13 protein-coding genes and 1 tRNA gene are annotated in these 13,062 nt (G+C 70.8%); 4 read left to right on the top strand and 10 right to left on the bottom strand.

Annotated elements, in window-relative coordinates; all coding sequences use genetic code 11:
• Positions 1–25: 25 nt before the first annotated feature.
• The 9 genes from Leucomu_RS04845 to Leucomu_RS04810 all read right to left on the bottom strand — a co-directional run bounded on the left by Leucomu_RS04845 (position 26) and on the right by Leucomu_RS04810 (position 10,653).
• Entirely contained in the window at positions 26–1,561 is a 1,536-nt protein-coding gene (locus Leucomu_RS04845) for an aspartate ammonia-lyase (protein ID WP_128387780.1), read from the bottom strand.
• 117 nt (positions 1,562–1,678) lie between these two features.
• Positions 1,679–3,205, bottom strand: a complete 1,527-nt coding sequence (locus Leucomu_RS04840) for an MFS transporter (RefSeq protein WP_128387779.1) — start codon at positions 3,203–3,205, stop codon at positions 1,679–1,681.
• Positions 3,206–3,401: 196 nt separating this feature from the next.
• Entirely contained in the window at positions 3,402–4,277 is an 876-nt protein-coding gene (locus Leucomu_RS04835; RefSeq protein ID WP_128386509.1) for a M48 family metallopeptidase, read from the bottom strand.
• A 12-nt stretch (positions 4,278–4,289) separates the two neighbouring features.
• Positions 4,290–4,859: a LemA family protein gene (locus Leucomu_RS04830; RefSeq protein ID WP_031290298.1), complete on the bottom strand. Its 570-nt coding sequence runs from the start codon at positions 4,857–4,859 to the stop codon at positions 4,290–4,292.
• 86 nt (positions 4,860–4,945) lie between these two features.
• Entirely contained in the window at positions 4,946–7,126 is a 2,181-nt protein-coding gene (locus tag Leucomu_RS04825) for an Ig-like domain-containing protein (protein ID WP_128386508.1), read from the bottom strand.
• A gap of 241 nt (positions 7,127–7,367) precedes the next feature.
• Positions 7,368–8,717 carry a D-arabinono-1,4-lactone oxidase gene (locus Leucomu_RS04820; protein WP_017885172.1) on the bottom strand — a complete coding sequence of 450 codons (1,350 nt, stop codon included), beginning with the start codon at positions 8,715–8,717 and terminating at the stop codon, positions 7,368–7,370.
• Positions 8,714–9,964, bottom strand: coding sequence for an alanine racemase (locus Leucomu_RS04815; protein ID WP_128386507.1), 1,251 nt, complete (start codon positions 9,962–9,964; stop codon positions 8,714–8,716). Before Leucomu_RS04815 ends, Leucomu_RS04820 begins: the two co-directional genes overlap by 4 nt.
• A 185-nt stretch (positions 9,965–10,149) precedes the next feature.
• A complete protein-coding gene (locus Leucomu_RS15140) occupies positions 10,150–10,299 on the bottom strand; it encodes a hypothetical protein (RefSeq protein ID WP_017885174.1) in 150 nt (49 codons plus the stop codon).
• 159 nt (positions 10,300–10,458) lie between these two features.
• Positions 10,459–10,653: a hypothetical protein gene (locus Leucomu_RS04810; RefSeq protein WP_017885175.1), complete on the bottom strand. Its 195-nt coding sequence runs from the start codon at positions 10,651–10,653 to the stop codon at positions 10,459–10,461.
• A 78-nt stretch (positions 10,654–10,731) separates the two neighbouring features.
• Here Leucomu_RS04810 and Leucomu_RS04805 point away from each other — a divergent pair.
• Together Leucomu_RS04805 and Leucomu_RS04800 are read left to right on the top strand one after the other, a co-directional pair.
• A tRNA-Leu gene (locus tag Leucomu_RS04805) sits at positions 10,732–10,805 on the top strand.
• Positions 10,806–11,089: 284 nt separating this feature from the next.
• Entirely contained in the window at positions 11,090–11,851 is a 762-nt protein-coding gene (locus Leucomu_RS04800; protein ID WP_128386506.1) for an SDR family NAD(P)-dependent oxidoreductase, read from the top strand.
• Positions 11,852–11,870: 19 nt separating this feature from the next.
• On the opposite strand, the gene Leucomu_RS04795 is transcribed toward Leucomu_RS04800, so the two are convergent.
• Positions 11,871–12,134, bottom strand: coding sequence for a hypothetical protein (locus tag Leucomu_RS04795; RefSeq protein WP_017885177.1), 264 nt, complete (start codon positions 12,132–12,134; stop codon positions 11,871–11,873).
• 121 nt (positions 12,135–12,255) lie between these two features.
• Between Leucomu_RS04795 and Leucomu_RS15135 the strand changes: the two genes are divergently transcribed.
• Both Leucomu_RS15135 and Leucomu_RS04790 read left to right on the top strand, forming a co-directional pair.
• Positions 12,256–12,423, top strand: a complete 168-nt coding sequence (locus Leucomu_RS15135) for a hypothetical protein (RefSeq protein ID WP_017885178.1) — start codon at positions 12,256–12,258, stop codon at positions 12,421–12,423.
• A gap of 106 nt (positions 12,424–12,529) precedes the next feature.
• Positions 12,530–13,060 carry a TspO/MBR family protein gene (locus Leucomu_RS04790; protein ID WP_017885179.1) on the top strand — a complete coding sequence of 177 codons (531 nt, stop codon included), beginning with the start codon at positions 12,530–12,532 and terminating at the stop codon, positions 13,058–13,060.
• Positions 13,061–13,062: the final 2 nt, after the last annotated feature.

Raw genomic sequence — 13,062 nt, 5'->3', positions numbered from 1 at the left:
TCGTCTTGTGCGGGGCGCCCCGAGATTACTCGGCCTCGGGCTCCTCGACCTCGTCGGCGGTGTCGCCGTCCTCGACCTTCTCGGGGGCTGCGGAGCGCACCGTCTGAATGACGCCGGTCTCGGGGGCGAGGCCCGCGAGCTCCTGCGGCTGCAGGATGTCGGCGAGCTGCGCCTCGTCGAGCAGGCCGCGGGAGACGACCAGTTCGGAGACCTTCTCGTTGGTCGCGAGCGCCTCCTTCGCGAGCTTCGCGGCCTCGGCGTAACCGATGACGGGGGCGAGCGCGGTGATGACGGTCACCGAGCGCGACACGGTGTCGGCGAGGCGCTCCTCGTTCGCGGTGATGCCGTCGACGCAGTTGACGCGGAGCGTCTGGCAGGCGCGCTCGAGCCAGGTGATCGACTGGAACAGGGAGTGGGCGATGATCGGCTCGAAGGCGTTGAGCTGCAGCTGGCCGGCCTCGACCGCCATCGACACGGTGACGTCGGCGCCCGCGACCGAGTAGGCGACCTGGGAGACCGCCTCGGGGATCACGGGGTTGACCTTGCCGGGCATGATCGACGAGCCGGCCTGGCGGGCCGGCAGGTTGATCTCGCCGAGACCCGCCTGGGGGCCCGAGGAGAGCAGGCGCAGGTCGTTCGAGATCTTCGAGAGTTTGAGCGCGCTGCGCTTGAGCGCGCCCGAGAAGGTGATGAACACGCCGGTGTCGCTGGTCGACTCGACGAGGTCGCCCGCGGTCTCGAGTTCGAGGTCCGTGATCTCGCGCAGGTGCTTGATCACGGTCTCCTTGTACCCCTTGGCAGCGTTGATGCCCGTGCCGATCGCGGTCGCGCCCATGTTGACCTCGCGCAGCAGCGTGACGGCCTCGGTGAGGCGCTCGATGTCCTCGCGCAGGGTGACGGCGAACGCGTTGAACTCCTGGCCGAGGGTCATCGGCACCGCGTCCTGCAGCTGGGTGCGGCCGACCTTGATGATGTGCGAGAACTCGCGGCCCTTCGCGGCGAACGAGTCGGCGAGCAGTGCGAGCTCGTCGAGCAGGCTGGTCAGCGAGAACGCGAGCGCGATCTTGATCGCGGTCGGGTAGGTGTCGTTGGTCGACTGGCTGCGGTTGGTGTGGTCGTTGGGGTTGATGAAGGCGTAGTCGCCCTTCTGGTGCCCGGCCAGTTCGAGCGCGCGGTTGGTGATGACCTCGTTCGCGTTCATGTTGGTCGAGGTGCCGGCACCGCCCTGCACGACGCCGACCACGAACTGGTCGTGCAGCATGCCGGTCTTGATCTCTTCGCAGGCGCGGTCGATGAGGGTGGCGCGCTGCTCGTCGAGGGCGCCGATCTCGAGGTTGGCCCGTGCTGCGGCCTGCTTCACGCACGCGAAGGCGCGGATGAAGTCGGGATACACCGAGATGGGGCGTCGCGCGATGGGGAAGTTCTCGTGAGCGCGAGCCGTGTGCACCCCCCAGTACGCGGAAGCCGGAATCTCGACACTGCCGAGCGAATCCGTTTCGGTGCGGGTTTGTGCTGACAAGAAGTCACTCACCGGTATCAAATCTCCATCGTCAGAGAACATGCGGCCGCGGCCGCGGGGACGACTCATAGCCTACCCGCGAATCGGCGGATTTCCGCGGCCGATCGCATTCGAGCCGCAGGATCTTCGCCCCACGACGCCCCGTCGCGGGCGCGGGCCTCATCGCGGCGGCCGCGGGGGCCGATCGGCGTCGGGTTCGGCGCCCGGATCGAGACTCGGGCCGGGGCCGCGATCCGGAGCCGGATCGGGCCGCGGGCCCGGGGCGCTATCGTCATCGGGAGCCGGATCGATCATCGGCACGATGCCCGTCGCCGGGCCCGCGGCCGAGGCGTCCTGAGGCGCCGAGTCTCCGGCCCCGATCAGCGGGTCGCCGCGGCGCAGCACCGAGATCGGTGCGGTGAGCGTCTCGGTCTGGCGGCCCGGATCGTCGTCGACGCCGGGCCGGCCCGCGTGCGTCACCCGCAGGTGCAGGCCGCGATCGCGGTGGAAGCGCAGGTCGCGCTCGGTGAACAGCCAGGCGAGGCCGATCCCGAACGCCGCGAAACCGGCGATCGCGCTGATGAACAGCGTGGATCGCGGGCCGAGGGCGTCGGCCGCGGCGCCCACGAGCGGCGCGCCGACCGGCGTTCCGCCCATGAGGATCGCCATGTAGAGCGCGAGCACGCGGCCCCGCACCGCGGGATCCGAGGTGGTCTGCACGAAGCCGTTCGCCGTGGTGAGCATCGTCGAGATCGCGAAGCCAAAGAACACGAGGGTGGCCGCGAAGGTCCAGAAGGTCGGCATGATCGCCGCGACGAGGCTCATCATGCCGATGCCGCCGACGGCGAGGATCACGACCCGCATCCGCGCCGCCGGTCGCCGGGCCGCGAGCAGCGCCCCAGAGAGCGAGCCGATCGCGAGGATCGACGACAACAGGCCGTAGTCGCCCGCGCCGCGGCCGAACTCGACCGCCATTGTCGACGAGATCACCGGGAAGTTCATGCTGAACGCGCCCACGAGGAACACCATCACGAAGATGATGAGCAGATCGTGCCGGGCCCGCACGTAGCGGAACCCCGCCGAGAGCTGCCGCCACTGGGACTCGCGCGGGCCCCGCCCCTCGCGCTCCGGCCGGGAGTCGATGAGCAGCAGCGCGCCCAGCACTGTCACGAACGATGCCGAGTTGATGAGGAAGACCCACCCCGACCCCACGGCGGCGATCAGCACGCCGGCCACCGCGGGCCCCACGAGGCGGGCCGAGTTGAACGACGCCGAGTTGAGGGCGACCGCGTTCGACAGCTGCGCCGACCCGACGAGGTCGGACACGAAGGCCTGCCGCGAGGTCGTGTCGAACGCGTTGACGATGCCGAGCGCGAGCGCGAAGCCGTAGAGGTGCCAGAGCTGCGCGGCTCCCGTGATGAGCAGCAGCCCGAGCCCCGCGGCGAGCAGCATGAGCAGCGACTGCGTGACGAGCAGCACCCGCCGTCGGTCGAAGCGATCCGCGACCGCGCCGCTGAACGGCACGAGCAGCAGCTGCGGCCCGAACTGCAGCGCCATCGTCGCGCCCACCGCCGCCGCGTTGTTGTCGGTGAGCTCGGTCAGCACCACCCAGTTCTGGGTGGTCGCCTGCATCCAGGCGCCGATGTTCGACACGAGCGCCCCCATGAACCAGATGCGGTAATTGCGCACCGACAGGGAGCGGAACATGTTCGACACGGTTGGGGGGACCTCCTCGGCTCGGTTCACTACCCTACGCCCCTCGCCGCATGCCGCGGCAAGGGCTTGACTCGGCACCGCCGACGCCCACCGCCGCGTCCGCGGCACAGCCGACCGAGGTCACGCATGCGATAGCCTCACCTGCTCGCGAACGACCTCACGCGTGACCTCGGCGACGACCGCTCCGCTAGAACTTGCCGCCCATGTCGAGGAGTCGCCGGATGCGATCCGGGATCGGCGGGTGAGTGGCGAAGAGGCGGTTCATGATGCCGGGTTTCAGCGGATCCGCGATCCAGAGGTGCGCCATGCTCGACTGCTGCCGCTGCATCGGTCGACCGTACTCGGAGAGCTTGTGCAGGGCGCTCGCGAGGGCCTCGGGGTGCCGGGTGGTGAGGGCGCCGGTGGCGTCGGCGAGGTATTCACGCTGGCGGGAGACGGCGAGCTGCACGACCGACGCGATGAGCGGCGCCACGAGCATCGCGACGAGCCCGAAGACGAGCATGACGGGGTTGCCGTTGTTGTTGTTGCCGCGCGAGAAGAACGCCATGCGCATGAACATGTCGGCGAGCATACCGATCGCCACGACGAGCCCGTAGACGATCATCGAGACGCGGATGTCGTAGTTGCGCACGTGGCCGAGCTCGTGCGCCATGACGCCCTCGAGCTCGGAGTCGGTCATGATGTCGAGCAGACCGGTGGTGGCGGCGACCATCGCGTTCTCGGGGTTGCGCCCGGTGGCGAAGGCGTTGGGGGCGGGGTCGTTCACGATGTAGACCTCGGGCATCGGGGTGCCCGTGGTGATCGAGAGGTTCTCGACGATCCGGTAGAGCCGGGGGTTATCGGTCTCGGTGATGCGCTGCGCGCCACTCATCATGATGGCCTGCCGGCCGGCCGCGAAGTATTGGAAGAGCGCGTAGCCGGCTGCGAACACGACGACGGCGATCACGATGCCCGGCGAGTTGTAGATGTAGGCCGCCAACCAGCCGAGCGCGCCGATGATGACGATGAACAGCAGGATGATGAGGACGCTGTTAATCTTGTTGCGGCGAATCGCGCTGTACACGGACCGCCCCGGTCAGAACTGGATGCGCGGCGGCTCGGAGATCGAGGCGACGTCGTCGACCTCGAAGAACTCGCGCTCGGTGAAGCCCATGCCGCGCGCGAAGAGCGTGTTGGGGAACACCTGGATCTTGGTGTTGTACTCGCGCACGCCGCCGTTGTAGAAGCGGCGGGAGGCCTGGATCTTGTTCTCGGTGTCGACGAGCTCGCCCTGCAGCTGCAGGAAGTTCTGGCTGGCCTGCAGCTGCGGGTACGCCTCGGCGACCGCGAAGATGCTCTTCAGCGCCTGCTGCATGTGGTTCTCGGCGACGGACGCCTCGGCCGGGCCCTGGGCCGAGATGGTCTCGGCGCGGGCCTTGGTGACGTCTTCGAAGACCCCCTTCTCGTGGGCGGCATACCCCTTCACCGTCTCGACGAGCGAGGGGATCAGGTCGGCGCGGCGCTTCAGCTGCACCGTGATGTCGCTCCATGCTTCGTCGACGCGCACGCGTAGCGTGACGAGGGAGTTGTACGTGATCCAGACGTAGCCGATCAGCAGTACGAGCACGCCGGCCGCGATGAGCAGGGCAATCAATCCACCAGACATGTGTGCATCCTATCCAAGAAGGCCATGAAAGCGCTGAGGATACGGGCCGGCTCGAGGCCGCGGCGGCCATCTCGTGAGACGAGGCGCTACGCGGTTCGGCGGCGGCTCAGCACGAGGGCGCCCGCTCCGGTGAGCAGCAGCGCCGCTCCCCCGACGAGCGCCGCGGCGCCGCCGGATCCGGTGCGCGCCAGCACCTCCGCCGCGCGTGCGGCGGGGGTCGTCGCCGTCGCCGGGGTGACGTCGACGGTCAGGGTCCCCCTGGTGCGCAGGCCCCGATCGTCGGCGATCGAGAACGGCGCCTCGACGGGGCCGATGAAGCCGTCGACCGCGGTGAAGGTGACGAGCCCGGTCGCGGGGTCGACCGCGAAAGTGCCCTTGCCCGGGACTGCGAGGGTGTCGACGAGCGCGCCGCCCGCGCCGACGAGCTTCACCGAGCGCCGGTCGACGGCGCCGCCGTCTCGCGCGACGACCGAGCCGGCCGGATCGAGGATGATCGACCGCGTGGCCTGCGTCGTGCCCGTCGCATTCGACGAGGTCTCATCGAAGACGGGGGCGCGCGCCACGGTGACCCCGATCGTTCCCTCGGCGACCTCACCGCGAAGGTCTGCGACCGAGTACTTCACCGCGGGAGCGGGGCCGCCGGGGAAACCCGCCGCAGAACGGAACATCACAGTACCGGGTCGCGCAGGGTCGAGCGTGTAGGTGCCGGCCGGCGTGACGAGCTCCGTCACGAGCAGCCCCTGCGCGTCGATGAGGCGCAGGGTCGTCCAATCGGGGCCGACGCCCCCGCTCCGCACGAAGTCGCCGGTGAGATCGATCGGCACGAGCTGGCCGGGCACCACCGTTTCGTCGACCGGCGTGGTGCTGGGCGTGCCCGAGACGTTCGCGGTGAGAGTCCCCTGCCCGCGCAGACCGCGGCTGTCGGCGATCGTGTAGGCGATGCTCGAGTCGCCGACGAAGCCGGCCTCGGGCACGAAGGCCACCTGCCCGGTGGCGGGATCGAGCGTGTAGGTGCCCTCGCCCGCGATGGTCACGACACCGCTCGGGCTCGGGGTGCCGCTGGCGGGGTCGATGAGCTGCACCGAGGCCGCATCGACCGCGACTCCCGCATCGGGCGAGATCGTGCCGGCGGCCGGGTCGAATGTCGCCGGGGCGCCGGGGCTCGCGGGGCGCACGAGGGCGGGCGGCACCGGTAGGCTAGCCGCCGTCAACTCGATCTCGGCGCGGCTCCTCACCGAGACCCCGCGCGCGTCCTTCACCGTGTAGGCGACGCTCGATTTCTGGCCCTGCTCGAAGCCGGCCGCCGCGGTGAAGCGCACCACGCCGTCGGCGTCGGCGGTGTAGACGCCCTCGCCCAGGATCGTCACGGTGCCGGTGGGGCTCGGCTCGCCGGTCTCGGGGGCGATGAGCTGCAGCGTGGTCCAGTCGGGTGTGCTGCCGTCGGTGCTCACGGAGTCGGTCAGGCTGATGTCGGCAAGCACGCCGGGCAGCACGATCTGCGTCACGTCCTCGGCCGTCGGGGCGCAGTTGAGGTCGTAGACGAGCGAGAAGTCGTGCGTTCTCCACCCCTTCGATCCGTTGTGGTTCAGCTCGATCGCGACCGCGAGGTCGATCTTGCCCGCCTGCACATCCGCAACGGGCACGGTGCCGGTGAGCGCGAGCGGCACCGTGCCTCCCACCGGGTAGTTGGTACCGCTCGCACCGAAGCCCTGCTCGGCGAGCGCGGTCTCCTCCGGAGTGCCGCGGCCGCTCACGAGCGCGGAGGCGCCGATGGTCCACACCCCGGGAGTGGGGCCGAGGTTCGTGAGCCGCGCCGACGCATCGATCGTCACCGTCTCGGCGCCGCAGAGGTCGCCCTGAATGGGGTTGACCGTGCCGAGGATCTGTGGGGCGAAGTCGGTCGCGTGGGCGACCCCGGACCAGCCCCACACGTTGCCCACCGGGGTGTTCCAGTCGTCGCCGTCCCAGAAGCTCTGCGGGGCGCCCAGGTCGATGGGGGCGCCGGAGCCGTCTTGCATCGTGTCGTACATGGGCGGGCCCTGGCCGAAGCCGTCGCGAGCCGCGGAGGAGTTGCCGCGGATCTTCTTCCAGCCCTCGTTCTGCCGGTGCGTGACCGTGAGCTCGCCCGTGCCGACGTTGTCGTTCGTCGCCGCCCGCGCCGCCGCGCCCACGGCGACGACGCTGCCGCCTGCAAGGAGCGCCCCGGCGAGTGCGCACGCGCCCGCCCGGCGCAGCCTCTCGCCGAGGGCTGATGTCTTCTGCTGCATATGGAGTCGCTCGCCTTTCAGGAATACCTCGATGGGGAGACCGCGTCAGTCTGAAACGACGCATGCCGATTCGAAACTGTCGCAGCGCTCGCGCCGCGCACCCCTCCCCTCGCATACCCCGTCCACGCTATTTCGGCGGCCGACGGCCTCACAGCCGGCAGGCAGGATTCACCCGTTAAATCACCCTCCTCGAGTGGGCGTAGGGGGGGTGGGCCCTTCGGCGCTGCGGGAGAGGGCGACGCTACTCCCCCAGCACACGCGTGAGGTAGGGGTTCCCGAAGAGGCGATCCGGATCGAGACGATCCCGCACCGCCGCGAACTCGTCGAACGCCGGGTAGCGGTCGCGCAGGGTGCCCGCCGTCTGGGTGTGCATCTTGCCCCAGTGGGGCCGACCTCCGTGCGAGGCCAGGATCGCCTCGGCATCGCGGAAGTAGCCGCGGTCCCGATCCCGCCAGTAGCGGTGCACGGCGATATACCCCGTCTGCCGGCCGCTCGCCGTCGAGAGCAGCAGCCCGTCGGCGGCGGCCGAGCGCACCTCGACCGGGAACGACACCCGGTACCGGCGGCGCTCGATCATCGCCCGCAGCTCGCGCATCGCCTCGGGCACGGCATCGAGCGGCAGGCCGTACTCCATCTCGTGGAAGCGCACCCGCCGGTGCGTGATGTAGACGCGGTGCGACTCGTCGGTGTAACTGCGCCGGCTCGAGAGCGTCTCGATGAGCCGGTTGACGCGCGGGATCGCCGCGGGAGCCACGCTGCCGAACGCGGTGCAGGCGCCGAACGCGAGGTTGTTCGCGAACTCCTCGTCGGCGAAGCGGGCGGCCGGCGTCAGCGGGTCTCGCTCGGCGTCGAGCGGAAGTCTCGTGTTCGTCTTGGTGCGGGCGCTGCGGGTGTGAGGAAACCAGAAGAACTCGAAGTGATCCGCCTCGCGCGTGCGCTCCACGAAGCCGTCGAGCACCTCGTCGAGCCCGGCCGGAGCCTCCTCGGCCCGCAGCAGATAGCGCGGCACGCACTGCAGCGTCACCGTCACCAGCACCCCGAGGGCCCCGAGGCCGAGCGCCACGGCGGGCAGCAGCTCGGGGTGGTGATCCTCGTCGATCACGAGGGTGTCGCCCGCGCCCGTCACGAGGGTCGCCCCGATCACGCCCGTCGCGAGACCGCCGAGTCGCACGCCCGTGCCGTGGGTGCCGGTCTGCGTGGCGCCCGTGATGGTCTGCCGATCGATGTCGCCCATATTGGCGAGGGCGAGGCCGAGCGGTGCCAGGATGGCGGGCAGCTCCCAGAGGTGCGTGCCGCCCCAGAGCGTGACCCGGCCGCGCGCCGGGTCGGCCGAGACGAGACCGCGCATGCGGCTCATGTCGATGCGGATGCCGTCGGTCGCGGCGACACCGGTGAAGCTGTGCGACGCGCCGACCGGCTTGACCGTGCGGGCCGTGTCGCGGGCGCGCTGCACCGCGAGCTCGATCTGCTCGGTGCGTCGAGGCACGATCTCGAGCTCGGGCCGCGAGTGCTCGGTGCGCGCCCAGTTGCTCCACCGCGTGTTCCAGCGGGCGTGCGGGCCCGCCGCCCGCCGATCCCGCGCGCTGCTCACAGGAAGCACCGCCCCTCTCCTCGATAGCTCGGGATCGGCGCGAGCGCCGTGCCGTCTGCGCGCACCGGCACCACCTCGGCCGTGTGCTCGAGCGGCTCGCCGGCCTTCGCGTGGCGCAGCCACACGCGGTCCCCCGCTCCCAGCCCGCGTGCCGCCGACCCGCGCACGGGCGTCTGCACCTCGCCCGCGCCCTCGCGCGGTTCGAACGCGAGGCCGGGCGGCCAGACCGGTACCGGCAGTCGGTCGGGCGCAGCGGGGCCCGATGCGATCCACCCGCCGCCCAGCAGCACCGCCCGGTCGGGAGTCGGCTTGCGCACCACGTCGAGGGCGAAGGCCATCGCGGGCGCAGGCGAGAACGAGGTGTAGTGGTCGAAGAGGTGAGGGCCGTACAGCCCGCTGCCCGCCGCCACCTCGGTGACCGCGGGCTCCGAGACGGTGCGCTCGATCGAGCCGGTGCCGCCGCCGTTCACGAACTCGAGCCGGGCCGTCTCGCTCACCGCGGCCACCGCCGCAGCACGGCGCTCGGCCAGCTCGGCGGCGCTCGCCCGCTGCACCGCCCGCAGCAGCGCGCCCTCGGCCCGGCCCGCAGCACGATCGGCGACGCCCGCGATCTGCGCCTCGTACGCCATCAGGCCCACGAGCTCGAAGCCGTCGCGCCGAACGACGGTCTCGGCGAGCGCGCGCAGTTGTTCGGGGGTGCGGATCGGCGAGCGGCGCACGCCGAGGTGCCCGAGCGCCCGCGTGCGCCACGAGGCGTCGAGGTCGAGGCACACGCGGATCCTCACGCGCTCCCCCGGCCGGATCGCCGCGTCGATCAGGTCGAGCTGATCCTCGCTGTCGATCATCACCGCGATGCGGTCCGCAGCCCGCTCGCTGCGGCCGAGGGCCGCCAGCGCGGTACGATCCGCCGTCGGATACCCCACCACCACGTCGTCGATCCGCTCGGCGAGCCACAGGGCCTCCGCCAGCGTGAATGCGAGCACGCCCCGGTACCCCGGCAGCGCGAGCACGGCGTCGAGCACGGCGCGGCATCGCACCGACTTGCTGGCGACGCGGATCGGCAACCCGCCGGCCCGCCGCAGCAGATCGTGCGCGTTGCGACTGAGCACCTCGACGCTCAGCGCCACGACGGGGGCCGGGTGATCCCGCGTCGCCTCGTCGAACGAAGCCCAGAAGCGATCCGGCCGATCCCAGGGACGCTCGACCGCGGTCGCCAGCACTTCCGCGGCAGCGAGATCGAGTGTCATATTCGCAGTGTACGACGTCTCGGGCGGGGGCGGGAAGGATGTAGAGAGCGCGTTCTCGGCGGGTCTCACGACCGGGGCGACGAGAGACGCGGTCTCAGCCCCGGGATGCGGGAGGGCGCGGTCGCAGCCGCGGGTGGGCGGGCGGTCTCAGCCACCGGCCGCAGCCTGCGGGCCGGCGCGGGGGCTCATCCGTCGCGCAGATCCCGCTCCAGCTCGGTCTGCCAGGCGGCCCGCTCGCGCGCCCGACGCCGCGCCCAGACGCGCAACTGCAGGGAGAGCGCCAGCACGACGGCGACGACGATCACGCTCACGAGCAGCACCTTGGCGAAGACCATCACCCCAGCCTACGCGCCGCGACGGCGTCCGCCCTCCGCTCCCCTCCCCGCGGGAACAGGAAACGCGGGGTGTCGAATCGCTGCCTCCGCTGAGGTGAAGCAGCGACCCGACACTCCGCGTCTCGGCGGCGGGCGTCCTGGGACTCGAAGGGGAGGCGGTCACTCCAGGTTGGCGACGGGGACGTCGCCGCTGGTGTCGCGGTCGTCTCCGTAGCCGTCATCGGTGCCGGAGCCGGTGCCCGACTCATCGGCCTCATCGTGATTCTCCGCGCGCTTGCGCTGCGCCTCTTCGCGCTGGCGAGCCTGCTTCACGGCGTCCTTCGTCTCGTCCGCCGCGTCATCGATCATCGACATGGTGCATCTCCTTCGTCTGCTCGTGGTCGTTCCGCCCCCACCGCCGCCGATCGGCGCGCGTGGGAAGATGGTGAGGTTGCCCCCATAGCCCAACCGGCAGAGGCAGCCGACTTAAAATCGGCACAGTCTGGGTTCGAATCCCAGTGGGGGCACCGACTCTTCGCCGTCTCCCTTTCCCTGCTTGGGAAGGGCTCTTCCCACCGTAGGCGACCCGGCGAGCGAGATCGCGGGCTTGACAGCACCGCAACAGCGCGGCACACTCCGCGTGGTCGTGGGCTGAGGCGCGCCCACGCGGCGCTGAACGCGGAAGCGAGTTGCCTGCCGAGGAGTCGCACCCGAGGTGCGCGAACTGCTCGCCACCCCAGCGCGGCCGGCCTCGGATCCGGCAGAGTAGAACGTATCGATGACCGCGTGCGCGCGGAGGAAGGACACGCACATGCAGCTGCAGGGAATGCTCGCGCTCATCACGGGAGGAGGCCACGGCATCGGCCGAGGCATCCTCGATCGCTTCCTCGAGGAAGGAGCGACGGTCGTCGTCGCCCAACGGCGCCCGCTCCCGGCCGACCTCGAACGGCACCCGGCCGTGCAGTCGCTGCAGGCCGATCTCACCGATGCGGCGGCGATCCCCCGCATCGTCGACGAGGCGGCGGAGCGGCTCGGCGGGCTCGACGTGCTCGTCAACAACGCGGGCATGATGTTCGAGCGATCGCCGCACGAGCTCACGGTCGCCGAGTGGGACCGGATGATGGCGTTGAACCTCCGCGCTCCGATGTTCCTCGCACAGGCCGCGATCCCCCACCTCGCACGACGAGGGGGCGGATCGATCGTCAGCATCGGCTCGGTCGAAGGCATCGGAACGAACCCGGGGCACGCGGCGTACAGCGCGTCCAAGGCGGGCCTCCACGGCCTCACCCGCGCGCTCGCGGTAGACCTCGGCGCGGAGGGCATCCGGGTGAACGCGATCGCGCCCGGCTGGATCCGCACCGACCTCGCGCAGGACTACCTCGCCGGGTTCGCCGATCCCGCCGCCGCGGTCGGCGAGATCGAGGCCCTGCACCCGCTCGGGCGGCTCGGGGCGCCGGAGGACATCGGCGACGCCGCGGTCTTCCTCGCGGGCCCGCAGTCGCGGTTCGTCACGGGCCAGACGATGGTCGTCGACGGCGGTCGCACCACGCGCCTGCCGATGCCGCAGCGATGAACTCGGCTCGCAGGCGCCGTCAGGATTCCTCTTCGATCTTGAGACCCACCCCGAGAGCGAAGAACGTGGGCGCCCACTCGCCGATGAACAGACCCCAGCGATCCGACTGCGACTTCTCGTCGCCCTTCCCCCGCGAGAACAGCCAGGTCAGGAACGAGATCCCCACCGAGATCAATCCCAGGCTGTAGGCGTGCGAACTGCGCACGCCCCACTGGCTGAGCGTCTTCATCGGGTTCCACGCGGTCGCCTCCGCGGCCTTCTTGATCTGCTTCCGTGTGCTCATTGCAGCCACCTCTCCGTTCGATGCGATGGCCCCCAGCCTGCTCGACGCGACCGACGAGCGGAACACCCTTGCAGGCGCGCCCGTCGGGTGGTACGGCAACTTTTGAGTCTATAGTCGGGGCATGAACACCAAAGAGGTCGACGGCGTCACCTACACGCTCACCCGTCGCGACGCACCCGGCCCGGACCTCGCGGCATGGTACTGGCTCGGAACCGACGGAGAGGTCCTCGAGCTCGAGGAGCCGGAGCTGCGCGCCCTGCGCGCGAGCGACGTCATCCTCGACGAGTAGCCGGCCCTTCTCCCGCCCGCATCGGCTCTGGCACCCGGGCGCACCCCTAGCCGCGCCCGCCGAGGCTTGCTAGCGTGGCAGACCACGCACGCGAGGAGGTGCCCGCATGAGCGACGGAACGGATGTCAGCCCGCCGGTGGGGCGGCAGATCGCGGTGGGCGTCGCGATGCTCGCCGCGGTCGCGCTGATCGCGTGGGGCGGATCGCAGGCCACCGCGCCGAATACCGACGGCTGGTACGCGAGCGCGCAGAAGGCGCCGTGGGATCCGCCGAACTCGGTCTTCGGGCCCGTCTGGTCGGCGCTGTACCTGCTGATCGCGCTCGCGGGCTGGCTGATCTGGCGCTCCGGCTACCGCGACGGCGGCCCGAACGCCGCGAGCGGTGTGCTGCGGCTCTTCGTCGTGCAGCTCGCGCTGAACGCGATCTGGACACCCGTGTTCTTCGCCGGCTACCCGCTGATCGGCGAGGCCGCCTGGTGGCTGGCGCTCGCGACCATCGTCGCGCTCATGGCGTCCGTGATCTGGCTCGGGATCGCGGCCGCCCCGTGGTCGAGGATCGCGTCGTGGATCATGATCCCGTACCTGCTGTGGCTGATCTTCGCCACCTCGCTCAACGTGGGGATCATCGCGCTCAACTAGCG

It is taken from the genome of Leucobacter muris (assembly GCF_004028235.1).
GTDB lineage: Bacteria > Actinomycetota > Actinomycetes > Actinomycetales > Microbacteriaceae > Leucobacter > Leucobacter muris.
This window is presented reverse-complemented; position numbering and strand designations above follow the sequence as displayed.